At 46.2% G+C, this 23674-nt stretch carries 20 protein-coding genes; 3 read left to right on the top strand and 17 right to left on the bottom strand.

Annotated features, from left to right (window positions below; genetic code table 11):
• Nucleotides 1-49: 49 nt before the first annotated feature.
• The 17 genes from rimP to LZ23_RS13930 all read right to left on the bottom strand — a co-directional run bounded on the left by rimP (nucleotide 50) and on the right by LZ23_RS13930 (nucleotide 17260).
• On the bottom strand, nucleotides 50-514 hold the full coding sequence (gene rimP / locus LZ23_RS14015) for a ribosome maturation factor RimP (RefSeq protein ID WP_045215047.1): 465 nt from the start codon (nucleotides 512-514) through the stop codon (nucleotides 50-52).
• A 589-nt stretch (nucleotides 515-1103) separates the two neighbouring features.
• Nucleotides 1104-1721, bottom strand: a complete 618-nt coding sequence (locus LZ23_RS14010; RefSeq protein ID WP_084591066.1) for a Na+/H+ antiporter subunit E — start codon at nucleotides 1719-1721, stop codon at nucleotides 1104-1106.
• An 82-nt stretch (nucleotides 1722-1803) separates the two neighbouring features.
• Nucleotides 1804-2505 carry a hypothetical protein gene (locus LZ23_RS22770; RefSeq protein ID WP_052507395.1) on the bottom strand — a complete coding sequence of 234 codons (702 nt, stop codon included), beginning with the start codon at nucleotides 2503-2505 and terminating at the stop codon, nucleotides 1804-1806.
• A gap of 117 nt (nucleotides 2506-2622) precedes the next feature.
• Nucleotides 2623-4347, bottom strand: coding sequence for a complex I subunit 5 family protein (locus LZ23_RS14000; protein WP_052507394.1), 1725 nt, complete (start codon nucleotides 4345-4347; stop codon nucleotides 2623-2625).
• Nucleotides 4344-5843 carry a complex I subunit 5 family protein gene (locus LZ23_RS13995; RefSeq protein WP_045215046.1) on the bottom strand — a complete coding sequence of 500 codons (1500 nt, stop codon included), beginning with the start codon at nucleotides 5841-5843 and terminating at the stop codon, nucleotides 4344-4346. Before LZ23_RS13995 ends, LZ23_RS14000 begins: the two co-directional genes overlap by 4 nt.
• Nucleotides 5840-7312, bottom strand: a complete 1473-nt coding sequence (locus tag LZ23_RS13990; protein WP_045215044.1) for a complex I subunit 5 family protein — start codon at nucleotides 7310-7312, stop codon at nucleotides 5840-5842. Before LZ23_RS13990 ends, LZ23_RS13995 begins: the two co-directional genes overlap by 4 nt.
• 8 nt (nucleotides 7313-7320) lie before the next feature.
• Nucleotides 7321-7629, bottom strand: coding sequence for a sodium:proton antiporter (locus LZ23_RS13985; RefSeq protein WP_045215043.1), 309 nt, complete (start codon nucleotides 7627-7629; stop codon nucleotides 7321-7323).
• 21 nt (nucleotides 7630-7650) lie between these two features.
• The gene (locus LZ23_RS13980) at nucleotides 7651-8574 is read right to left on the bottom strand and encodes a hydrogenase subunit MbhD domain-containing protein (RefSeq protein WP_045215041.1); all 924 of its coding nucleotides are present in this window, start codon (nucleotides 8572-8574) and stop codon (nucleotides 7651-7653) included.
• Nucleotides 8558-8872: a cation:proton antiporter gene (locus LZ23_RS13975; protein ID WP_045215040.1), complete on the bottom strand. Its 315-nt coding sequence runs from the start codon at nucleotides 8870-8872 to the stop codon at nucleotides 8558-8560. Before LZ23_RS13975 ends, LZ23_RS13980 begins: the two co-directional genes overlap by 17 nt.
• On the bottom strand, nucleotides 8869-9144 hold the full coding sequence (locus LZ23_RS13970) for an MrpF/PhaF family protein (protein ID WP_045215038.1): 276 nt from the start codon (nucleotides 9142-9144) through the stop codon (nucleotides 8869-8871). The genes LZ23_RS13975 and LZ23_RS13970 overlap by 4 nt, the downstream gene beginning before the upstream one ends.
• Nucleotides 9145-9521: 377 nt before the next feature.
• A complete protein-coding gene (locus LZ23_RS13960; protein WP_045215035.1) occupies nucleotides 9522-11159 on the bottom strand; it encodes an amidohydrolase in 1638 nt (545 codons plus the stop codon).
• Nucleotides 11160-11169: 10 nt separating this feature from the next.
• Nucleotides 11170-12210, bottom strand: a complete 1041-nt coding sequence (locus LZ23_RS13955; RefSeq protein ID WP_045215034.1) for a proline racemase family protein — start codon at nucleotides 12208-12210, stop codon at nucleotides 11170-11172.
• 2 nt (nucleotides 12211-12212) lie between these two features.
• Nucleotides 12213-13313 carry an ABC transporter ATP-binding protein gene (locus LZ23_RS13950; protein WP_045215032.1) on the bottom strand — a complete coding sequence of 367 codons (1101 nt, stop codon included), beginning with the start codon at nucleotides 13311-13313 and terminating at the stop codon, nucleotides 12213-12215.
• A 125-nt stretch (nucleotides 13314-13438) separates the two neighbouring features.
• A complete protein-coding gene (locus tag LZ23_RS13945) occupies nucleotides 13439-14584 on the bottom strand; it encodes an extracellular solute-binding protein (RefSeq protein WP_045215031.1) in 1146 nt (381 codons plus the stop codon).
• Nucleotides 14585-14667: 83 nt separating this feature from the next.
• Nucleotides 14668-15462, bottom strand: a complete 795-nt coding sequence (locus LZ23_RS13940) for an ABC transporter permease (protein WP_045215029.1) — start codon at nucleotides 15460-15462, stop codon at nucleotides 14668-14670.
• Nucleotides 15463-15464: 2 nt separating this feature from the next.
• Nucleotides 15465-16331 (bottom strand): ABC transporter permease, encoded by an 867-nt coding sequence (locus LZ23_RS13935; RefSeq protein ID WP_045215028.1) that lies wholly within the window; start codon nucleotides 16329-16331, stop codon nucleotides 15465-15467.
• Between the two features lie 83 nt (nucleotides 16332-16414).
• Nucleotides 16415-17260, bottom strand: a complete 846-nt coding sequence (locus LZ23_RS13930; protein WP_045215026.1) for an MBL fold metallo-hydrolase — start codon at nucleotides 17258-17260, stop codon at nucleotides 16415-16417.
• A gap of 626 nt (nucleotides 17261-17886) precedes the next feature.
• On the opposite strand from LZ23_RS13930, the gene LZ23_RS13925 reads away from it, so the two are divergent.
• The 3 genes from LZ23_RS13925 to LZ23_RS22765 are packed head-to-tail and all read left to right on the top strand — an operon-like array spanning nucleotide 17887 to nucleotide 23662.
• The gene (locus tag LZ23_RS13925) at nucleotides 17887-19038 is read left to right on the top strand and encodes a YcjF family protein (RefSeq protein WP_198146002.1); all 1152 of its coding nucleotides are present in this window, start codon (nucleotides 17887-17889) and stop codon (nucleotides 19036-19038) included.
• Nucleotides 19019-20563: a GTPase family protein gene (locus LZ23_RS13920; protein ID WP_045215024.1), complete on the top strand. Its 1545-nt coding sequence runs from the start codon at nucleotides 19019-19021 to the stop codon at nucleotides 20561-20563. Before LZ23_RS13925 ends, LZ23_RS13920 begins: the two co-directional genes overlap by 20 nt.
• Before the next feature lie 9 nt (nucleotides 20564-20572).
• The gene (locus tag LZ23_RS22765) at nucleotides 20573-23662 is read left to right on the top strand and encodes a hybrid sensor histidine kinase/response regulator (RefSeq protein WP_052507393.1); all 3090 of its coding nucleotides are present in this window, start codon (nucleotides 20573-20575) and stop codon (nucleotides 23660-23662) included.
• The last annotated feature ends 12 nt before the right edge of the window (nucleotides 23663-23674 follow it).

Below are 23674 nucleotides of genomic sequence, written 5' to 3'. Positions count from 1 at the left end.
TGGGAGCATTACTTAATTTTTGAAAAAACAGTTGAGGACATTCATGCGCTTAACCCGCAAGATTTATTTTATGGATTTCGTCCCATGGAAAAGTCCATTGTGCATTGGAGTCCGATTCAATTATTATTTCATGATCCTGCACTCTCAATAAAGTGCCGGAATACTTTTTGCGGTTGTCCCTCGGTGTCTTGAGAACAACTTTAACTTTTTGTCCCAGGTAATCAGGCAATTGATCAATATGAAAAAACTGCCTGTTAAGACCTGGTGAAGACACCTCAAGATTATAAGCACCGGGCACTATATCCTCAACGTCAAGAGCAACGCTTATCTGCCTGCTGAGTTCTGCGCAGTGATCAATGGTCACTCCATTTTCAGCTTCTATATAGATGCGCAGTATGCCTTTTTTTCCACCAGGACCGGGATGGTACTCAATGCCCCACAGATAAACGCCCAGGGCCCGACAATATATTTCAGCAAGCTCGGTTAGTTTGCTTAATTGTTGTTCTTTACTCATAACAAAGCTCCACAAACAGGTGACTTTCAGTACCCGGCGTACTCACTGTCTGCCTGCAGTCCATGTAAGTACTAAACGGTTTTACAAAGGTGAGTCTCAATGTGCTCAACAGTCCTCAGGGCAGGGTGAGATGCTTAGAGTCAAAAAAAAAGTGGACCCAAAGGCCCACCCCAGTAAATTAAGTATAGCTTGGAGTGGAGCGGACAGCTGTTCCCTGTCCAGAACGGAGCTTGTTCCGATCTGGTATTTATCAGGATGAGCAGTGCCCACTCTTTTGAATTTCACAGTGCAGGCATTCAGACAATAAAGTTTTGTCTTTAGTTATGAACTGTTTATGAAATTCAGGTGGAGGTTCATTATATACAGACAAATGAAAACCAACACGAAATATTTCTTATTGATTGATCTTTGGCCGATTGTCAAGGGTTGGGTTTAATTTAATTGCAGAAAGAGGTTCGTGGTTCGTGGTTCTTTGTTATTTGTTCCTGGTTGAAAGAAATAAGGTCAATATACTTCGATAGACTACTGGCATGGGCTCAAAGACATATTGAGCTGTTAGAAAAGCTGATAAAAAAATGACTGTCCTGTTTTAACCAAAAATCAGTGCAATTTTATGCTCAAGTTTCTCTAAGTTTGAAGTATGGTTAATATTGCGGTCCAGAACATGAATGTTCATGACATTATCTTTGAGACAGACCGAAGCTGTACCAGGCAAAAGGCTCACCACCCAGACAAACAGCACCCTGGCTGTTTGATGAGAGAGGCTTAATGGATATTTTACAAATCCTGTTTTCAGAGGCATGGATGGTCTGAAGGCCCTGAAGGCTACATCAATTCCGCCCATCACAGATAGACGAATAAAAAAAGGGATAAAAAGTATCATGCCGGTTATGTTTACCTTCTGAGGTGGAATTAGAAGGATGCTTATAAGGGCTGAAGCCAGGATCAGGAAAAGCATGAGAATGATCTGGTCCATTACCCCGGCAGAAAGCCCCCACCATATAATGGAAAAGATGACAATTCTGACTGTTAGACCAGGGAGTAGTTTAACCGGATGCCTGGAAAGACCGGTAAACAGTCTAAAGTCTTCATTTTCAGAATTGCTTTTTTCATTTATGGACATGGTGTATAATATTTTGAAAGTTCCTGGTTGCAAGAAATAAAGTTCATAAATTTGGATAGATACCTGGTCTGGTTCCAAAGACATATTGACCTATCAAAAAATGTAATAAAAATAGATGATTACAAATTATTTTTGATTTTCATTATTTTTTTGAAAAGGTTAGATCTCAGGCTGCCACTTTTCGGTAAATCTCGGACATGTCAAGCTCCAGACGATGTATTCTTTCAATAATGTCACTGTGCTCCTCCCGACGGACCATTGCCGCCTGCAGGTCATCAATGCGTTTGTTCAGCGCATCAAATCTGTTGTGGAATTCGGATGTCATTTTTTCAAATCTGTTGTTCATATTGTCGAAACGACTGTTAACAGCTTCGAATTTTTTATAAACTTCTTCAAATTTTAAACTAAATTCGGCTCTCTGTTCATCAATTTTTTGGCTAAGTTCGGCTCTTAAGTCATCAATTTTTTGGCTGAGTTCGGCTCTTAGGTCATCAAGCTTTTGGCTGAATTCACTACGTTGATCATCAAATCGCTTGTAAACCTCATCGAATCTTTTGTTTACGTCATCGAATCTTTTGTTTACGTCATCAAACCTTTTGTTTACGTCATCAAATCTTTTGTTTACGTCCTCGAATCTTTTATTAATTCCGTCAAATTTATGGCTGAATTCAGTACGCATCGATTCGATGCATTTGTTTGTGTCATCTATCCGTCTGCTTTGATCGGCCTGATGGATATTAATATCATCGAGCCTTTTATTGGTATGTTCGAGGGAAACTTTTAGTTGCAGTGATTCTGCCTTGAGTGTTTTAATTTCAGGGATAATCAACTCTTGTAATGCGGCTTTTATGGCATCTTTAAGTTCCATGAGTGTTTCCTTGTTATCATGTTTTACAAACTCTATAAAGATATGACAGAGATAAAAATAACATATGACATAGCTGTGGGCAAGACTGATTTTACATGCAGTTTCAATACAAGTTTATTATGAATTAAATTGACCGATCCAGGCAAGAAAAATAAAAAAAAGGATGGATACCATGAAAAACAGACCAAACACTGTCCAGGAATAAAATTTTTTTTCAAGTCCTCTGGAAATTTTTACGGCCAGTCTGCTGCTGATAATCATATCTGTATATTGTGAAAAATTCATGCTGACCTGTTCTGATCCCAAAACCCTGCTTTGCCTGATCCTTGAATTGAGATGATACCAGGCTTTTTCCAGAAGTTCGGCTAATACTGGGAGCGCATTCACTGTGCGTGCTGCTTTCCGGCTGATAAACCTGCTGAAGAATATGTAGATGGCAATGCCTGATATGACAGGCCATAGCCCTGATATAACAGTTGAAGAGTTAAGCAGATACGGCCGGAGATCGGGTTGAAAATGATGAATAGTAAAGGGCAGCACAAGAACAGTTAGTATCATTACTAACCATGATGAGTATTTTGCTGCATCAGATTTTCCAGAGATGCTGGTTTTTTCAAGGCAGCTGAAAAAATGGGTAAGAAGGATAGTTGTCAAAACAGATGACAGGGAAAGGATCCATGAACTGATGGATCCAAATGGACCTTGTCCTGCAACGTCCTTGAGCAGATACTTGGCCTGAATGCCGGCTGTAAATGGTGCTCCGGCCAGGCTCAGAGCCGGAATAATACTTAGAACTTTTATAAGTCCGGCATATCCGGATGATATGCGCATTGAGATTCCTGTCTGCAGGAAAAGTGTTGCCTTGCACAGGGCATGATTCATAATCAGATAAACCATGGCTGGTCCGGCCATTACCCACAAAGATTCCATAAAAAGGCCCTGGCCAAAACAGAAGGTCATCAAACCCATCTGACTTATACTGGAAAAGGCCAGAATAACTTTTGGCCTTGTTTCTGCCATTCCGGCCAGAACCCCCCAGAATGTGCCGGTAATACCCATGACAGACAGAATGATTGCCCAGAGACCAAAGTCAGCCATTCCCAGCGGAAAAAAGAACATCCATCCGGCAAGTCCGGCCTTGATCATGGCCCCGCTCAGCACTGCACTGGCCGGCACAGGAGCAGCAGGATGGGCCAGGGGCAGCCAGAAATGCAAAAAGACAAGACCTGCCTTGATGCCGAATCCAGCAAAGAGCATTGCAAAGACAGGGTGAGTCTCGGGGACAGTGGCCATAGTCAGGTGTATGTCGCTGAAGTAATGACTGCCAGTCAGAGCAACAGAGGTCATCAAACCTGCGAGAAGCAGTCCTTCACCAAGTACAGCCATGATCAGATAGATTCTGCCCGCCCTTATGGTATGCTCCTCTCTTGAATGGATGATCAACGGGTAGGATGAGAAAGTCATAAGAGCAAAAAACAGATAAAAGCTGATGGCATCAAGGGACACAATCAGCCCCAGATTGCCGCACATGCTCAAAAGAAACATTACTGCAAAGGATCTGGTCAGGTTCCATCTGCCAAAGGCGGCATAAATGGAACTTCCAGCCCAGACAATGGATATGGCTGTAAGGAGTTCCCTGCCCCAGGGGGTGAATCCAAGGCGAGACTGCAAAAGAAAATTATTCAGTTCAATCCCCTGGTCATGTTGTCCGCTCAGGGCCATGAAAAGGGCAGGCAAGGGCGCACAGACCATGAGCAGTCTGCCCGAGAGAAAGCCTTTACCGGGCAAAAGGCAGAAAAATGCAGCCACAAGAGGAAAAAAAACAGCAAGGATCCAGATCATGGGTAAACCCCCATGCCCACAGCAATTTGTCTGGCAACCCCCAGGGGACTCCATTCCCAATTGGCAAACAAACCGGCAAGTAAAGCTGCCAGGGCAGTTATAGCAGGTGGAGTAAGCAGCATCCAGGGGGCTTCGAGTCTGCTGGAGCGGATGGTTTTCCATTCCCGGTCCGGCTTTTCAAACCACATGGTGTGGATAACGGGTAAAAAATAAGCAGCATTGAGGATACTGCTTAGCACCAGAACACCCAGCACCCAGGCATTATTGCTGTCCAACCCGCCCAATCCCAGATACCATTTGCTGATGAATCCGGCCATGGGGGGAACGCCTATCATGCCAAAGGCCGCCAGGGTAAACATGATGGCTGTAAGAGGCATGCGCCGTGCAACACCTTTAAGTTCGCGAATATTATGCAGCCCCAGGGTTTCGGCAATATTTCCCGCACAAAAAAACATGGTGATTTTCATCACTCCCTGATGCACGAGGTGGACAATGGCTCCCACTGTGGAAAAAGGCGCAATCAGGGCAGCTCCAATAGTAATGTAGGATACCTGGCTGACTGTTGAATAGGCCAGTCGTTTTTTTAGATCTGTCTGGGTCAGGGCTCTTATGGATCCATAGATAATGGTAATGGCGGCAATGCCGGTAAGAGGTCCCAGCAGGCCGAGACTGCCTGCAAAATCTCTTTCAAATACATCAAATACCACCCTGACGATTCCAAACGCTCCAGCTTTGACCACTGCTACGGCGTGGAGCAGGGCTGATACCGGGGCAGGCGCAATCATGGCTACAGGAAGCCAGCCATGCAGGGGGACTAAGGCTGCCTTTACTCCGAGACCGATAATGAGCAATGCAAAAATTATTTTCAAGGTAAGGTGATGTTCATGCCCCAGGGACTGCATGAATCCCGAGTCCACAAAGTCCACAGGACCGGCCAGAACCTGCAGCGAGACTATGCCTACAAAAAGGATGGCTCCGCCAAGAATGGTGTACCAGAGATATGTTCGTCCAGCATCCAGGGCTTGTCTCGTTTCTCTGTGCACTACAAGGGGGTAGGTGGTCAGGGTCAGAAATTCGTAAAACATGAAGAAAGTAATCAGGTTTCCGGCCATGGCGATGCCGGTGCTTGCTGTCACGCACAAGCTGAAAAATCCGAAGAATCTGCTTCTGTTGGGCGATTCCTCAAGATAACCCACAGCATAGAGAGTGGTAACCAGCCACAGGTTGCTGGACAGACTGACAAACATAAGGGATAGAAAGTCAACCCTGATAATAAAGTCAAAACCAAGGCCCATGCTGAAGCTGATTTCATGGATAATGTCCAGGACCAGCAATCTGTAAGCCATATAATGAACCGCAACTACTTTTATGGACGCCCCGAGCAGGTTAAGCGCTGTTCTAAGTCTGGTGCTTTCTTCCTTGAGGAAGAAGATGACTATTCCGGTGAAAAGGGAACTGGACAAGACAAGAACGGGCAGCCAGAAGTCCAGATTCATGGCAGATATCCCCCTGAAAGCTCGAAGCTCATCCTTTCCTGGAGCAGAAAGATTACTTCTTCAGCTCTGAAGCCCATAAGCATGGCAAGAAGAGCCAGTATCAGAGCTGATTTTTCCATAAAAAATGAAATATTGTTTTTTTTTAGCACATTGCGGTCGGAAACAAATGTGCTGGACAGGATTTTAAATATGTAAGCAGCTGTAAGCAGACCACCCATAACCGGGGCAATGATCAGCCACCATTGACCACTAATGATGATGGACTGCAAAAGCATCCACTTGGCCACAAAACCTCCGCTGGGGGGCAGTCCCATGAGACTTACTCCGGCCAGGCCCAGGGTGAAGGTAGTCATAGGCAGTGAGCCGGCAATATTACGCATGGACTTTATGTGGTCGGTACCGCAAAACAGAATGAGATTTCCGGCTGCAAGAAACAGTGCTGCTTTGGCCAGTCCATGGGATACTACCTGAAAAATACACGCGGTCCAGGCTTCCAGCTGCCAATAGGGATCGGAATTAATGAACATCAGAGGGAAGATTATGAACAGGTAGCCGAGCTGTCCAATGCTGGAATAAGCGATGATATGTTTTATCCTGGTCTGAATTACAGCCTGGTATGAACCCCACAGTACAGCCATAACTCCTGCTGTTCCCATGAAGAGCGCCGGGTAGTGCATTGAGGCGTCCATGGGAAATGTAGAGAACCAGAGCCTTAAAATCAGAAAAAAAGAACCTTTGGTAACAAGGGCGGACAAAATGGCGCTTACAGGAGCAGGAGCCTGGCCATGGGCTGGAGGAAGCCAGAAATGAAATGGAAAAAGAGCTGCTTTCATTATCAGACCCACGGTCATAAGTCCCAGAGCTGAAAACATGAGAGGGCCATGATCTGCGGCCTGAGCTATGGTCTGCATGTCCAGCGCGCCGGTATGAGCATAAACAAAGCCCACTCCAAGCAGAAAAGACATGGACCCGGCCATGGCCACCAGGAAATAACGCAGGGCTGCCTTGAGGGATGCTGTTGTTCCGGTCAGGGCACTTAGAGCAGCGGAGCTGATGCTGATCAGTTCCAGGACTACATAGGCATTGAAGATGTCAGCAACAAAATACAGGGAGTTCAGAGCGCCCCAGAGCAGAAACCATAAAGGCCAGAAGTATGTTGCCTGCTTAGCTTCATCCTCTTTTGAAAAATACCAGACACTGTAAAGGCTGACCATCAGGCCCACTGCAGCAGTAAGCAGGATGAAGATTATGGAAAGCCCGTCAATCTTCAGTCCAATGCTTAAAGGAGCATCCCATCCTCCAAGGTTCAGGCGTTGAATACCGCTGGTATAGATATCTCTGCTCAGCTTCAGTGCAGCAGTCACAATGAGCAGTGCAGCAGTCAGACCTGTCCACGCCTGAATCTTGCCGGAAATAAAAAAGCACACAACAGCCGCACAAAATGGAATTAGAATAAGCAGTTCAGGCATCAGATAAGTTATTGTTCGCTGTTATCATCGAAACTGCAGTGTCCGGTCTTTTCCTTGATGAGCCGGGCCAGGCAAAGGGCAAAGGCCGTAGCACTGACAGCGACAACAATACCTGTCAGGACCATGGCCTGGGGTACAGGATCCATTGCAGGATCACCGGCGCGGTAAGCCAGGCTGATGAGAAAAAGAAACGCTCCACCGGCCATTATATTAAGGCAGACAATCTTTCTCAGCAGATTTGGATGGCTTACAAGGCCGAGAAGTCCGACAGAAAAAAGGATGACTGCTGTTATTGGATAAATTACTAATGATGTCATGGCTATGTTTTTTCACAGAAGTTAATTGGGGATCGTTGAGTCCGGTTTTGAGCCCGGAGATGCCTGAATCAGGCTGACAAGGCAAATTGCAATGGAGATGGTGGCCGCATATTCAATTCCCAGGATCCAGGCTTTGGATTGCGGATGGGTAAGCATTTGATCTGCATAAAATAAAGACAATACAGCGAGAATAAGGAAAGCGCTAAATCCTGAGCATAATAATATTCTCCACCATATACCGGGCAGTACAGCAATGGAAGGGTGTCCTGCCTGCCAGAGCATGACTCCGGCTCCAGCGAGAACAACCCCGGCCTGAAAAGCTCCGCCAGGGGCATAAGCACCAAGCCAGAGCAGGTAGCCGCCAATCAAGACCATGAAGGGCAGAAGAATTTTGATTATCCAACGGCCCACAGGCTCGGCAGGTGCTGGGAGCAAAGATCCGGTAAGGTTGGTTCTGCGGCGCAAGGCCAGCACTCCGGTTACCGCAGCAAGAAGTACTCCAAGTTCTAACCACGTGTCATAGCCTCTAAAATCCAGAAGGACTGCAGTCACAGGATATTCAAGTCCTGATGCGGGCATGGCATCATGGGCTGCCTGGCTGAGTCCTGAAAAGTCATAGGGAATATGCACAGCAGAATAACTCAGGGCAATAATTAGTGCAATGGTTAGAAAAACCAGTTTCAGAGGAATCCGGTTGCGGGCAGGTTTTCTGGATGTTTTAATTGCCCCCAGGCTGTCCATGAGCAGTACCCCGGTCAGACCGGCGCCTACTGCTGCCTCTGCTATGGCTATGTCCGGAGATTGCAGTCTGGTCCAGGCCAGAGCGAGAAACAGTCCAAAAGTGATGAAAAGGACGATGGTCTGAAAGTGTTCTCTAACCAGGATAATTCTAACTGATACGGCTATGAGACAAATGGCGATGAATAAATCAAAAATTAGATTCATTTTGTCTGCTGACTGTTTTTTTAATTTGAAACATGTGGTTGCCGATGAAGTAACAGGCACTGGAGCTGCTTATCAGAGCCAGGGTCCAGATAAGTACAAGCTTGAGAATCTCCGGAACAGAGCTGCTGACCAGGGTCAAGCCAAGAACAGTAAATCCAAGCCCCAGATTATCGGCCTTGGTCAGAGCATGCAGCCGGCTGTAGGTGTCTGGAAAACGTATCAGGCCAACAGTCCCTCCCAGGAAGAAGATGCCGCCACAAAGGCAGAAGATAATGGACAAAATTTCAAAAATATTCATTTTTCAATATCCTGCTTCAATCCATGGGATGTATTGCGTACAAAGGCCAGCACAGCCATGACCGTAAGCAGGGCAAAAACCAGAGCTGCGTTTTTAATATATGGAGAGTCAAGGGCCTGAGACAGTAAAAGCAGGGTAGCAACGCCCGTGCTGCCGAAAAGCTGGGCTGCTACCATTCTGTCTTCAGGCCGGGGACCCGCCACAACTCTCCACAAGCCGGCCAGAATATTAATGACGAGAAACAATGCCATGCACAGGTAAAATGTATTCATTTGCAAACCTCTAACGCGGGCTGTACTCACAACCCAATTTAGACAAGGATCGTTAAGCTGGAGCGATAACCGTACTTTTCAGCCTTAAGACTTAAGATTTAAGGCTGAAGGCTGAAGTCCGAAGGCTGAAGAATTAGGATCCAGAGCATTATTGTTCTTGTCAGGGTTAAAAAAATCGTAACAGTTTAGCCATTTGCATGTGGCACGGGGACTGGCTCTCCCAGCCCTTGTTTTATTAAGTCTGTGTTTTACATCAACAAAAAACAAGGGCTGTGGTGCCTGTCCCCTGCTTTCCTTAGAAAAGGGCTTAACTATTACAAAAAACCTTGTTTTTTGCTACGGGATTGAGGCGGCAAATTACTAAGATTCATTACGGCTCAGCTATGGTCTGCCTGGTAAACAATCTTTCCATCAAAGATGGTCATGGCCACCCTGGCGCGGTGAATATGATGGACATCGGCCTTGAACAGATTGTCCTCAAACACCACCATGTCAGCAAACTTTCCCGCAGTGATGCTTCCGTGGATGTTCCATGATTTGTAAGCCCTGGCCGGGGTGGAAGTGTATGCTGCAAGGGCCTGGTCCAGGGATACTTTCTGTTCAGGGTACCAGCCTCCATCAGGACTTTTATCATTTCTGGCCCTGGTAACAGCGGCCTGTATTCCAACAAGAGGATTGGGGGTGCAGACAGGGCAGTCCGAACTGAACATGACATCTATGCCGGCATCAGTCATGGATCCGAAGTTATAGGCATATCTTCCTGTTTTTCCCGCGCACTGATCAATCATATTGATGTCCAGCAGCATATTAGCCGGCTGTACCGATACCGGCATGCCAAGACGCGCCAGTCTTGTCAGATCATTTTCGCGGATAACCTGGACATGCTCTATACGGTGGCTCAAAGCAGGTTCAATGTTTTTTTTGGGCATGGCCATGGCAGCATTTTCAAAAACAGTAATCAGTTCATGACATGTCCTGTCTCCTATGGCATGAACCATAACAGCAAGACCTGCCTGATCAGCGGCAATAACCTCTCTGAGCATGGCCTCTGGAGAAATGAGGCACAGACCGTTTGTTCCTGTGTCAAGATAGGGTTCAAGCATCCAGGCTGTTCTGGCACCCATGCCTCCATCCATAAAATATTTGAGGTGACCCACTCGCAGATATTCATCTCCAAGCCCTGTCCGCAGGCCGAGTCTCTGAACAGACTCCCTTTCCTCTCCAGGAAGGCTGGTCCAGCAGCGCAATTTGAGTTGTGTGTTCTGGCGCAGAGCCTGCCAGGCTCTGAATGTAAGGGCTGATTCAGACTGGTTGCCAGCCAGCCGCACATCATGAACACCGGTAATGCCAAGGGCGTGAAGGCCTGACTGAGCCTGGCCCATAATGGCTGTTGTGGTTGTAAGGTCCGGTTCAGGAGCCACTCTTTTGACAATGTTTATAGCTTCTTCTCTGAGAATGCCGTCTAACCTGCCTCGCTCATCCCTGCCTATCAGTCCCTTGATGGGATCAGGCCTGTCATCAGCCAGCCCGCTCAGTTCCAGAGCCATGCTGTTGGCAACGGCAAGGTGCAGGTCACATCTCCAGATAAGGACCGGGATATCAGGACATGCATCATCCAGGTCCTGACGAAGGGGAGTTCTGTTGTCAGGCCAGTCTGATTCATTGAAACCCTGTCCCTGGACCCAGAGCAGTTTGTTGGACGTCTTGATTTCCAGAGCCTTGGCGCGGATCATCTGCATGCAGTGGGTAAAGGATTTTGCCTGGTCCAGGGCAATGTCCATGCGCCCCATGGCCCATTGATAATAATGAAAATGGGAATCCCAGAAGCCCGGCATGAGAAGCCTGCCTTCCAGGTCAATGCGTTTTGTACGGGGACCGCCTGCAATTTCAGGTTTTGCATCCCTTTGGACATGCATAACCCTTCTGCCGGCAATTGCTACTGAGCAGGCAAGGGGAATCTCCGGATCCATGGTATGGATCCGGGCATTTTCCAGAATAAGGTCGGGTTTGCGCATATGATTGGCATTAGATTAAAAAACCGTTGGGGAAAGGATCATGTTCATCCAGGACAAAATGGTGCAGTCCGGTAATGCTGGCGCTGCCGGTAATACAGACCTCGACTGCCTGATGGCTGCCAACCATGACTTCGCGGACAATACGTGCCTTGAATTTGGTTTTCAGGGGGCCTTTATTGATATATTCAGTATGTCTCGATATGAGCCCCTTGTGGTGCAGGAGGGCTATTTTGGCGGATGTTCCGGTACCGCAGGGTGAGCGGTCCAGATGTGAATCGCCGTAAACCACATAGCTGATGCCCTCATCCGGATTTTCATGCCTGTAAAATTCGGTAACGTCAATGGTGCACACTTCAGGCCTTTCCGGATGACTGACTTTGAATTCTGAACAGGACTGTTCTGTAATTTGCATGCCCAGGGCAATGAGTTGATTGTTGTCCAATGACAGTTTTTGCAAAACCGGCTGATCAAGATCCACCATGGCAAAAAAACCACCGGCAAATACAAGGTCAATGGTCACCCTCCCGATTCCGGGAATGGTCAGGCCCTGGTTCATTGTGAGAACAAAGCACGGAACTGAAGTAAAGGATACGGAAATGACCCTGTCAGCCTTGATTTCAGCCTGAACAGGCATGGGGCCGGAAGGGGTGTCCACAATCATTTCGGCCAGACCGTTTTCATCAGGTTCAGCCGGTATAAGTCCTGTCTGCACTAAGGTAGTGACAGCTCCGATGGTGGCGTGCCCACAAAGGTAGGGGTATCTTCGTGCGTCCATATATATTAGTCCCAGAACTGCTTCAGGGGTCGCTGGTTCTGTAACAAGGGCTGCCACAATATCCCGGTTGCCGCGAGGTTCCATGGTCAACAGTTTTCTTACATGGTCATAACGGGACATGAAAGCCACTCTTTTTTCCGCCATGGTCCTGCCTGTTGCAGGTTCAATGCCGCTGACCACAAGTCTGGTGTATTCTCCTGCTGTATGAGAATCTATGGTGGTAATGCCTTGTGAAAAACAATTATTAAATGCTTGAAGTATATGTTCAGGTATCATAATCAGTTGCCCGGTAAAAGTCCGCAATGCCTCGGTGCTACATCCACAACAACCTTGTCGCCGATTTTCAGGGCCCGCAAATTGACAATACTTATGACGTGAATGGACAGTCCGCCTTCCAAATCTACGAAATAGCTGACTTCGCCCCCCATATAACTGCGGTCCTTTATAACTCCCTTGAACTGGTTACCGTGATTTTCTTCCGGTGCTTCGTTCTCAGCATAAATGTAAAATTTCTGTGCCCTTATCACCAGTTCTACCCGATCACCCTGGTTCCACTGGGAAGGGTGCTCGGAAGTGATGACATGACCCGAGTCCAGGCGGATGGAATATTGACCGTTTTCCACATCCTCAACCCTGGCAGGATAAAAATTTGATGAGCCCAGAAAGTCAGCCACAAAGCGGTTGGATGGAAAATTATATACCTCCTCAGGTGGTCCCTCCTGCTGCAGAACACCATCCTTCATGACAATGATTTTATCGGACATGCTCAGTGCTTCACGCTGGTCATGAGTGACAAATATGGTGGTTACGCCCAGCATCTGCTGAAGGTTGTCAATCTCACGGCGCATGTCTTCTCTGAGGTTTTCGTCCAGTGCGGACAATGGCTCGTCCATAAGCAGAACATCAGGCTCGATAACAATAGCTCTGGCCAGGGCTATGCGCTGCTGCTGACCCCCGGAAAGCTGTGATGGATATCGCTTGCCCACATCAGGCAGACGAACCATTTCCAGAGCTTTTCGGACCCTGTCCTTAATTTCTATCTTGGGAACATCACGGTATTTGAGACCAAACGCTACATTATCAAAAATGGTCTTATGGGGAAAAAGGGCATAGTTCTGAAAAATCATGCCCAGATTTCGTTTGTGAATGGGGATATTGTTGACCAGTCGGCCTTTGATGAAAATTTCTCCGCTGGTGGGATGTTCCAGACCGGCTATCATGCGCAGTATGGTTGTTTTTCCGCAGCCTGAAGGCCCCAGAAGGGTGACAAGTGATCCCTGCTCAATATTCAGATCAATTTTTTTCACGGCCTGCAGCTTGCCAAATTTTTTGACAATGCCCCTCAAACGGACCACATGGTTGTCTTGTGTGGTTTCCACTGTAAGAAAAACTCCTGATTTTTAATGTTGACTCCCGGCAAACTGTTGCCGGGAGTCAAGTTTGAATGCGGAGAGATAGTAAATCACAGTTCCGCACTTAGAGTAGCATGATGAACAGATAAAAATTAGCCTCTGGCTCTGATTCTGTCCCATCTTTCAGCCCATGCCAGCTGGTTGGCATTCCAGTATTCAGGATCAGCAAAGAGATAACCTTCAAGTTTTCCTGTGGGATCAAAAGCAGGCAGTTGTTTTATTTTGTCAGTAAGTTCAACTTTGCTGGGATCAAGGCTTGGCGGGTACATCTGACCTTCAGCAACGGCTATTGAGGCTTCCGGTGCAAGCATGAAGTCAAGAAGCTGATGAGCTACGTCAATATCAGTACCCTTCATGACGAAAATACATTCCTGCCATGAATAACAGCCATTCGGAGCCAGAAAGGCAATGGGATAACCCTGATCCTGCAAATGGGCAACCCGTCCGGACCAGGCAACCGTGGCATGGATTTCCTCATTGGCCAGAAGACTCATAAGTTCAGCACCTGAAGCCCAGTATTTTCGGACCATGGGCACCTGTGCACTCAGAGCGTTCCAGACTGCATCCATATCCTGAATATCATTGGGGCTCTGGCCTGTATGCAGGGCTGCATACCATATATTGGTCCTCCAGTCTCCCCAGCTTCCCAGGCGTCCACTGATTTCATCGTCCCAGAGCAGGGATGCTCCCAGATTTTCAGCCTTGTCCCTGGAAATATATTTTGTGTTATAGGCAATGCCGGTCTGACCAAGATTGTAGGGTACTGCTGACAGCCCATCAGGAGTTATTTTGCGGTAAGGCTCAATCATGGCATTCATAACCAGACTCAGATTGGTGATTTTGCTTTCATCAAGTTTGGTGTGAAATTCAAGACCTACGTATCTGGCATAGTCGAATACACCACTTAAATGGGCCAGATTGAATTCTCCACCCGGAGGAAATGATGCTATAACTCTGGTCAGGTAGGAGTCCATATCGCCGAATTCCCCGTCAATAACCCTGATTCCGGTTGCTTCAGTGAATGGATCAAAGGCGTATCTTCTGAAGGCCTGAGATGTGGTCCCTCCCCATCCGTCAAAGCGAATCCGTCCGGCGGCCATGGCCTGACGAATCATTCCAAAAGGGCCTCCAGCCAGGCCGGCAGCAACACCGGCAATGCCAAGGTATTTAACAAAATCCCTTCGGGACAGATTGCCCTTTTCATACTGATGCTTCACTTCATTAAGCCTTTCTTTCATAAAATCCTCCTCACGTCTTAAGAGTTAAAAAAAGTAATGGTTCAAAAAATGTGTAATGCTCATATCAATATTCCTGGTGCAGATCAGGCACTTTTCCTGGAAAAGTATCTGATGCTGAGCGCAGCAATCAGAGGTGTCATAATGGTGAAAAAGATCATGACTGTACCGAGAGCGTTTATCTCCGGACTTATGGAGTGTCTCAGCATTCCAAAGATTCTGACCGGTACGGTCTGGTGCTCAGCAGTAGCCCAGAACAGAGTTGCAGTTATGTTGTCAAAAGAAATGGTGAAGGCAAAGAGCATGCCTGCCAGAATTGCCGGCAGCAGCAGAGGCAGGGTTACTTCCTTGAAGGTCTGCAGGGGATTAGCTCCAAGGGACTTGGCTGCTTCCTCATAGACATTATTGATGCTGACCATTCTGGCCTGCACAATGAGCAGCACATAAGGCAAGGTAAGCATAACATGACCCAGCAGAAGCATGGCAAAGCTTTTGGGCTGTTGAAGCCAGCGCATGAACAGTAAAAGAGCTACCCCCAAGACAACTTCAGGCACCATTATTGGAGCCAGAAGCAGGGTATTGATGGAGTTTTTACCTCTGAAGCTGTAGCGGACAAAGGCCATGGCTGCCGGTATTGCAATACTGGTAGAGATAAGAGCAGCCAGGGCCCCAAGCATAATGGAGCTTTTAAAGGCCCTGATGATGGATTCATTCTGGGCCAGTTCGTAATACCATTGCAAAGTGAAACCCTGCATGGGGAAGCTGGCAAACTGCTGGGTGTCGAAGGACAGGATGATGACCACCACAATGGGCAGAAACATGAATACATAGACCATGATGGTGAACAACCTGATGAGAGACCAGCCTGAAATTTTCAGCATGACTAAGTTCCTTTGAAGGCGTTGAAAAGCTGGTTGATGCCGAGATAACGGTTGTATGTCCAGACAATGGTTCCAAGAAGAATGAGCAGAATGACACTGATGGCCGAGCCGAAAGGCCAGTCAAGAGTGCCGATAACCCTGTTGAATATCAGATTGGCAATCATTTCGTTGCCGGCACCGCCAAGAATCATTGGCGGCAGATAGGTCCCTGCGGTGAGCACAAATACCAGAAGACATCCGGCACTCACTCCGGGCAGACTCAAAGGCAGTGTCACCTCCTTGAAAGCCTGCCATTCATTGCAGCCCATACTTCTTGCGGCTTCCAGCAAATTTTTGTCAATTCCCTCAAGGCTGACAAAGATATTAAGGATCATAAAGGGCAGCAGGAATTGAATCAGCCCCATAAGAACAGCACCTTCATTGTAGAGAAGGGATAGCGGCTCGGATATGAGGCCTATTTTCATAAGGGCATGATTGACAAAACCATTGGCTCCCAGAATGTTGACCCAGCTCATGGTTCTGATGATAAAACTAATCCAGAAGGGAAGCATGATGAGCAGGATCATGGCCTGGCGGTAGCGTGACTTGCTGCGGTGAAAAAAATAGGCGGGAATGTATCCGAAAATCAGGCATAAAAAAACGCAGATTAACGAAACCCGAATGGTTCTGATGAGGATGCTGGGATAAAAAAAGTCTTCAAAGAATCTGGCATAGTTACCGAACTGAAAGTCTGGAATAACAGCACCAGTAGGGGCCCGGAGCCAGAAGCTGTAAACAACAACAAACAGAACAGGAACAACAAGCAGGAAAAAAATAGCGCTGACCGAAGGCGCAAGCAGTGCCCATGGTTGCCAATTGAATTTTTTCATGGGGTGAATTAAGGTTGGTTAGAAATTAAAATTTATATATTAATTATGATGCTTATATATTAAATCATCCCCATGGTCAAGGATTAATTCAGGCTGACGGTCTGGCCCTCGGCAAAGGCAAAAAAATGAAATCTGATAAGATGGGAAAATTCCTTTTGAAGCCTGCGCAGGGAATCGTCTAATTGCCTGTCAGTCCGATTACGGTTGTGGTGGAAAAAAGCCAGGGACTGGACTTGAGCATCGTGAGCCAGTCTGATTACATCACTGGCAAGAGAGTGACCGAATCCTCTGGCGGCCTGATACTCTTTGATAGTGTGGTATTCTGCGTCATGAATTAGAAGGTCTGCCTGATGGCAAAAGTGGACATATTCTTCATAGGTACGTCCCGGTTTGTTTTTGAGGCCGAGTTCATTGTCAGTAAGAAAAACCAGGCTTTTGCCCTGGTATTCCAGTCTGCAGCCAAGGCCGGCATTGGGGTGGGAGAGTGGAATAGTAGAGGCCTTGAAAGGTCCAAAGTTAAAAGTTGTGTCTGTTTGTATGAAATTTATGCTGCATGGCAGGTCTTCATATCTTACAGGAAAGTGGGGCGGTTTCATCAAGCTCTGGCAGATAAGTTTTTCAGGATGCCCCTGATATCTGGGGTTGTAGTAAAAATTTATGCTGGCTTCAGGCTGAAAAATAAGTGGGAAAAGAGGAAAGCCCATGATATGATCCCAGTGGGAATGGGTGACGAAAACATCAATTTCAAAGATGTTATATTCAAGCAGGGTGTGACCTAATGGTAAGGCTCCTGAACCAAAGTCCAGCATCACTGCCTGGGCTGGATTGCCGGCGCTGACCCCAAGGCAGCTTGTATGACCTCCGTACCTGGTAAATTCCCTTCCAGAGACAGGGGCTGAACCTCTGGCCCCCCAGCATTTGATGTCCATAGTTTATTGCCTTTACTTTGGATCGCCTTGGCTCTCTAGTGCTTTGAAATAATATTGATAAGAAATGATGATGAATGCCTCATGCCTGTTGATGCTTATATATTTTCACTTGAGGGTTACTTGTTTTTGTGTCTGAGGTCAAGAAGTGGGTTGACCTCTTGAAGAGAAGCGGGAATACCGGGACCGAACCTGCGAGTAACTTTAAGAGTCTGTCACTTTTTTGGAAATTGGGACAGTCCCCGCGAGGTAATATAAAAAAGATTGATGCTGCATTGGTTCCGGGAAAAAATTTGCTTAAAGGATAAAATTTACACAGCGAGGGACAGTCCCTGTGCCAGGCGCAAAGTTCCCATCTTTGACGGAACTTTTCAGGCAAATGTGCATCAATCATGAGCAAAAATCGTAAAAGTATGAAAATTATAAACGTCTGATTTTATTAGCAAAACGATTATAGTTACTTGTAAGTCAGTCGCATTTTTGAGCATTGGTAATGTTATGCTGGCTAATGGATTTTACCTGCATAAAGATTGACGAAAAATTGTTTCAAGTATATCAAAAAAAGCTGGTAAACAGTTGCTATGCTGCAGACTGACTCTTCTTCCAGGGAAAGTGCACAGCATGTAAACATGAACTTCTTGTATCCTGCCATAACAATACGCAATCCCATGAAATTTTTTCCGGATTTTAAAAATATATTCAGTACTCCTAATGAGCCTGACCTGTCAGCAGCCTTTACAAAGCATAGACAAACCCTGCCCACTCTCTGGCTTCTCGGGAAGACCGGGGCTGGAAAGTCTTCCCTTATTCAGGCTGTCACAGGAAACACTACGATTGAGACAGGTAATGGTTTTGCGCCATGCACCCGCACTTCCCTGAGCTATGATTTTCCAGAGGACAAACCCTTGATGCGTTTTCTGGATACCAGAGGACTGGGTGAATCTGATTATGATCCTGGTGAAGATATCAGGGCCTGTCAGGACAGATCCAATGCCCTCATTGTGGTAATGAAGGCTGAAGAGCCTGAGCAGAGCCATGTGCTTAAAGCACTTAGTCTTATCAAAAAAAATGCACGAATTGAGCATGCACTTGTGGTTCACACTGCTGTCTGTCTTATTGAAAGTGAGCATGAGCGCTTTCAGTGCGTTAAGTACAACCAGGATCAGGTTGAAAAGGCCTGGGGGAGCAAACTTGACTTTGTAGAGGTAGATTTTGAGCTGAATGACGGTTCATCTTTTGGAATCATGAAGCTTACCGAGAAGTTATCTTATCTTATGCCCATAATATCAGAGCTAATGGAAGACCGGGGACATCTTGACCTGGAGAAAAAACTGTTTGTCCAGCTGAAAAAAGATATTCTGTGGCATGCAGGGATAGCAGGCGCCAGTGATGCAGTGCCGGTTACCGGTACAGTGACGGTACCGGCTGTGCAGGCCCGAATGCTCTATTTTATTGCAGAAAAATACGGTCTGGAATGGAACAGGCGATCCATGGCCGAGTTTGCCGCAGCTCTCGGAGCAGGTTTTGGAGCTAACTTTGCTGTCCGGCTTGGAATCCGTCAGCTTGCCAAACTGATACCAGGTTACGGACAGACTGTAGGCAGTGCTACTGCAGCTGTCGTAAGTTTCAGTGCTACTTATGCCTTAGGCCGTGTGGCCTGCAAATATATTTATCATAAGAGCAAAGGCGAGGAAGTTTCAAGGGAAGAGCTCATGAAAACATACAAAAAAGCCTTTGAAGGCATTAAAGAGGCTGCCCGCAATGAAACCGGCAAAGGATAGTTTCAGTTTTTTAAACCGGCTTTCCACTGGTCTGGCACCTCTTGTTCTACTGGCAGTCATCCTGCCTGTTGTGGTTGTTGTGGGTTTTGGCTGCTATGCTCTTTTCAAGTATGGCTATATGCTTTATTTTACCGGGCTTTTAAGTGTTTGCGCTGTAATTGGCGCAGCAGCGCTCTGGCTCATGAAAAGAAGAGCAGGCTCCGCAGTCCTGGAGCAGGTGGATGAGTCCATGGTGCAGCCCTCTAAGGAATGGTCCGAATTTGATCTGACAGTCTGGGAGGAAGTCAATGAACTTATCCTGGCAATGCTCAGGGATAATTCCCTCTGGTCGTCCATGGGACTGCATGTCAGGGAAACAGCAGTGTATATCGCGCAAAAGTATCATGGCCAAGGCAGCAGAAAAGAGCTGAGCTTTTCAGCTATTGAGCTTCTGAAAATGATGGAGGAAGTCAGCAGAAGATACAGGATCACTCTCAAGGAACATGTGCCATATATTGAAAAGTTCAATATATCCACCATGAAAATGCTGTATGACCACAAGGACAAGGCTACAAAAGCAGGTAAAATCTGGAATATTTACCGTACATACAGGGTATTTACACCTTATGGACTTCTTGCTGAAGCCAGGGGATTGATTATTGGCAAAATGTTTTCCGGAGTCAGTCAGGAACTGCAGTTCCGACTCAAAGCCTCATTTCTTCAGGAGGTTGCTTCAGTTGCTATTGATCTATACAGCGGAAGATTCAGATTTGATGAACAATCTGATAAAGATTTTTCAGGCAGGGATAAGGACGAACACGCACCTGATCCTCATCCTTTGCGAGTCTGTGTGGTTGGTCAGGTAAGCGCAGGCAAATCAGCTGTCATCAACGCCCTGACAGGGCACATCAGGGCAGAGGTGAGCAGGCTGCCCTCCACAGACAGGGCATTAACATATGGATGTGGAATTGATGGATATGATGTGATGCATCTTGTGGATCTTCCTGGTCTTGATGGACAGGAAGAAAATGAAAAATTTATACTGAACCAGATTGTTAACAGCGATATGGTGCTTTGGGTGGTCAAAGCCAGTCAATCCTCCAAAGAACTGGATACTTCATTATATGCCAGGATCAATTCGTTTTTTATGGAACCTGCCAATCGTTCCAGGAAAAAGCCCGTTTTCATAGGCGTGCTTACACATATTGACCGCCTCAGACTTGGGGGTGCCTGGCAGCCTCCTTATGACCCTGAGTCACCTGATAATCCCGGAGACAGAATTATCAGGGACGCACTGGAGTACAACAAGGGGCTGCTTAAGCTGGATAAATGGGTTCCAGTATGTGTTGCTTCTGACAAAACGCATTATAATGTACATGAATTAAGTCTGACAATGGCTTCAGCCTATGACGCAGCACTGCATACCCAGTTGAACCGCAGAAGACTGGAGAGCACAGGCAAGGCTGATCTAAGTGAGGCTTTTCAACGATTTAAAAAGTCAGCATCATCACTGTTTAAAAGTGTTTACAAAAAAGATGATGTTTGAGGTTTTGATGTGACAGACACTAACAAGAAGTCCAGACGATTTTTTTTCAGCTATTGGATTTTATCTGCCCTGATTACGGTCTTACTGACTGGCATTGCCTTTACCTGGTGGACAGTCCACAAAACAGAAAGAGAGCTCAGGGACAATCTTCTGTTTGAGGCCTCCATCATAAAGCATACTATTGATCTTCATCAAGTCTTTTCTCTGTTCGGAGACGCAAGGGATGAATTCAATCCCTCCTACCATTCTCTTGTCCGCCAGTTTTTCCAGCTGGAAAAATATTACGAACAAGATATTTATTCTTATTTTGATCTGTATCTCATGGCAAGAGATGAACAGGGACGGGTTTATTTTCTTGTGGATACTCCTTTTCTGGAACCTGAAGACTCAGATATTGATCATGCTCGACCCGGGGAAGTGTACACTGAAGCCTCTCAAAGACTGGTTGATCTTTTTGATACCGGGATTGCCTTTGTAGAAGGTCCGTTGACAGATCAATGGGGAACATGGATATCGGCCTTTGTCCCCATATTTGATGATAATACAGGAGAGATAATAGCTGTTCTCGGGTTGGATTTGGATGCCGGAGAGTGGAGAAAAATTGTGGCAGGTTCAGCTGTTTTGCCTGCAACTTTCTTTGTGTTTCTTGGATTTCTGACCGCAGGGTCAGGATGGATTTTAAGGCGAAGAAACTTCCTCAATCAGAAGATAGTTGATCAATCAGAAGAATTGTTTGCAGAGAGGCAGCGTATGGCTTCTGTGGTTCAGTCGCAGAAGGAAATGATCTGCAGGTTTCTTCCTGATACTACTCTTACATTTGTCAATGAAGCCTATTGCAGGGCATTTAACATGGATGCAGAAAGTCTGGTGGGCAGAAAGTTTCTGGATTTTCTGCCTCAAGACCAGCATGAGTCCGTTTTAAAAAAACTGGCTGCGCTCAATGCTCGAAACCCAACGCAGACTTATGCTCATCCCGTAATTTACAGAGATGGAACTAAAGCATGGCAGGAGTGGACTGACTATGTCATTTTAGATTCTCAAAAACGGGTGACGGAATTGCAGTCAGTGGGCAAGGATGTTACTGAGCAGAAACTTGCTCAGGACAGAATACAAAAGATCAATCAAGAATTGCAAAAAGCCAACTCCTGGATAAACAATCTTATTGCAAATTCGCCAGGTGCCATATTCAGATGTCTCAAAGATGAGCACTGGACCATGCTGTTCATAAGTGATGCTTTTAAGTCCATTACCGGGTATGATCCTGATATGTTTATCAACAACAGGGATATGGCCTACTCAGCAATAATACATCCGGAAGATTCAAGCCTGGTGAATGATATAGTGTCCACCGGGCTTGAAATTAGAGAGCCATACTCGATAATGTACAGGATAACCCATGCAGATGGTACTCTTCGCTGGATTGAGGAAAATGCGCAGGGAGTTTTTGATGATGACGGTAATCTGGCCTATATTGATGGGCTGATCATGGATATAACCGAAAAAAAGAGCATCGAGATTGACCTGATTCAGACCAGGGATGAGGCTGAAAAAGCAAATATGGCTAAAAGCGAATTTCTGGCCAATATGAGTCATGAAATCCGCACACCCATGGCTGGAATAATGGGAGCTCTTGAGATGCTGTCTGCTTTAATAAAGGATAAAGAATGCCTGAAAATTATCAATATGACCTTGGATTCAGCCAACTCCCTGAAGCAGATAATTGATGACATTCTTGATTTGTCAAAAGTCGAAGCAGGAGGCATGACACTGCAGCATGAGCCTTTTGATCTTCGAAGTTTGCTGGAGCAGGTGAATGATCTTTATTCTTTTCAGGCCAGAGAAAAAAAAATTATCCTGAAGACCAGTGTGAGCAGAGATGTTCCATCAACCCTTCTTGGAGACAGCTACCGGTTAACCCAGGTTTTGCGCAACCTGGTAAATAATGCCATCAAGTTTACTAATAAAGGAATGGTGGAAGTCAGGGTTAATCTTTTGCAGAACCTTGACTCACAGTCCGTGCTCTTTTTCAAGGTTGAGGATACGGGCGTGGGCATCAGTCAGGAGATCATGCCAAGACTTTTTGGCAGTTTTTCCCAGGGAGATGCTTCTTACAGCAAAAAGACCCAGGGTACAGGACTGGGGCTGGCCATATGCCAGAATCTGGTTAAGTTGATGGGTGGTGTTATCAATGTTGAAAGTCAAAAGGGCAAGGGCAGCACCTTCAGCTTCAGCCTGACTTTTGATGTTCCTGAATTTGAATTAAGCCAACCTTCGCAGGATGAAGATGATCAGGGACCAAAACAAATTCACACCAGAACAACTGTACTTGAAAGGCCATTAAATATTCTTGTGGCAGAAGATGTGAGAGTTAACCAGAAATATATTAATTTTGTGCTGCAACGAAATGGACACAGTGCTGATATTGTGCAAAACGGAGTGGAAGTGGTTAAACAATATCAGCAGAAAAAATATGACCTTATTCTGATGGATATTCAAATGCCTGAAATGGATGGAGTAGAGGCAACCAGGCAGATAAGAAAGCTGGAGGAGCAGCATTGCGCTGAATATGGTGAGATAAATGCGGTTAAGGGCTGCATTCCCATTATTGCTCTGACTGCTTACGCCATGGCTGAGGAAAAAAAGAAGTTTCTTGATGCCGGCATGGACGGATATGTATCCAAACCGGTCAATGAGAAAGAATTACTTAAGGAAATATCCAATGTACTGGTTAATGTGCCTCCTGATCCGGAAACAGCAGATCAAGGAAATACTCCTCTAATCAATTTTGATTCCATCAGGGAACGCTACGCTGATGACGAGGATTTATGGAAAGTAATGATCACCGAGTTTGTGGAAAATGATTTACCTGAATATATTAAGGATATTAAGGAAGTCATGGAAGGTGATGACTTGGAAGAACTGGGAAAGGTTGCGCACAAGCTTAAAGGAGTGCTGGCGCTTCTTGGGGCTGAAAGGGCGGAGTATCAGGCCAGGAGGCTGGATTCTGAGGCAAAGCATGGTCAACATTCCAGTTCCCGGACTCTGGCAGGGGAACTGATAAATTGTTTGGAAGAACTTAAGGACTTCAGGACCGGCTGAATTGCCACTGCT

The organism is Desulfonatronovibrio magnus (assembly GCF_000934755.1).
GTDB classification, from domain to species: Bacteria; Desulfobacterota; Desulfovibrionia; order Desulfovibrionales; family Desulfonatronovibrionaceae; genus Desulfonatronovibrio; species Desulfonatronovibrio magnus.
The sequence above is the reverse complement of the archived record's forward strand: the minus strand, read 5'-3'. Positions and strand labels throughout refer to the sequence as shown.

Excerpts from the sequence above, each read along its gene's own strand:
- LZ23_RS13955 (WP_045215034.1), bottom strand. The coding sequence starts at position 12,210 with ATGATACCTGAACATATACTTCAAGCATTTAATAATTGTTTTTCACAA.
- LZ23_RS13925 (WP_198146002.1), top strand. The coding sequence starts at position 17,887 with ATGAACTTCTTGTATCCTGCCATAACAATACGCAATCCCATGAAATTT.
- LZ23_RS13980 (WP_045215041.1), bottom strand. The coding sequence starts at position 8,574 with ATGAATCTAATTTTTGATTTATTCATCGCCATTTGTCTCATAGCCGTA.
- rimP (WP_045215047.1), bottom strand. The coding sequence starts at position 514 with ATGAGTAAAGAACAACAATTAAGCAAACTAACCGAGCTTGCTGAAATA.
- LZ23_RS13960 (WP_045215035.1), bottom strand. The coding sequence starts at position 11,159 with ATGCGCAAACCCGACCTTATTCTGGAAAATGCCCGGATCCATACCATG.
- LZ23_RS13920 (WP_045215024.1), top strand. The coding sequence starts at position 19,019 with ATGAAACCGGCAAAGGATAGTTTCAGTTTTTTAAACCGGCTTTCCACT.
- LZ23_RS13995 (WP_045215046.1), bottom strand. The coding sequence starts at position 5,843 with ATGAATCTGGACTTCTGGCTGCCCGTTCTTGTCTTGTCCAGTTCCCTT.
- LZ23_RS13985 (WP_045215043.1), bottom strand. The coding sequence starts at position 7,629 with ATGACATCATTAGTAATTTATCCAATAACAGCAGTCATCCTTTTTTCT.
- LZ23_RS14010 (WP_084591066.1), bottom strand. The coding sequence starts at position 1,721 with ATGTCTTTGGAACCAGACCAGGTATCTATCCAAATTTATGAACTTTAT.
- LZ23_RS13940 (WP_045215029.1), bottom strand. The coding sequence starts at position 15,462 with ATGCTGAAAATTTCAGGCTGGTCTCTCATCAGGTTGTTCACCATCATG.
- LZ23_RS13990 (WP_045215044.1), bottom strand. The coding sequence starts at position 7,312 with ATGCCTGAACTGCTTATTCTAATTCCATTTTGTGCGGCTGTTGTGTGC.
- LZ23_RS14000 (WP_052507394.1), bottom strand. The coding sequence starts at position 4,347 with ATGATCTGGATCCTTGCTGTTTTTTTTCCTCTTGTGGCTGCATTTTTC.
- LZ23_RS13935 (WP_045215028.1), bottom strand. The coding sequence starts at position 16,331 with ATGAAAAAATTCAATTGGCAACCATGGGCACTGCTTGCGCCTTCGGTC.
- LZ23_RS13945 (WP_045215031.1), bottom strand. The coding sequence starts at position 14,584 with ATGAAAGAAAGGCTTAATGAAGTGAAGCATCAGTATGAAAAGGGCAAT.
- LZ23_RS13930 (WP_045215026.1), bottom strand. The coding sequence starts at position 17,260 with ATGGACATCAAATGCTGGGGGGCCAGAGGTTCAGCCCCTGTCTCTGGA.
- LZ23_RS22770 (WP_052507395.1), bottom strand. The coding sequence starts at position 2,505 with ATGGAACTTAAAGATGCCATAAAAGCCGCATTACAAGAGTTGATTATC.
- LZ23_RS13970 (WP_045215038.1), bottom strand. The coding sequence starts at position 9,144 with ATGAATACATTTTACCTGTGCATGGCATTGTTTCTCGTCATTAATATT.
- LZ23_RS13975 (WP_045215040.1), bottom strand. The coding sequence starts at position 8,872 with ATGAATATTTTTGAAATTTTGTCCATTATCTTCTGCCTTTGTGGCGGC.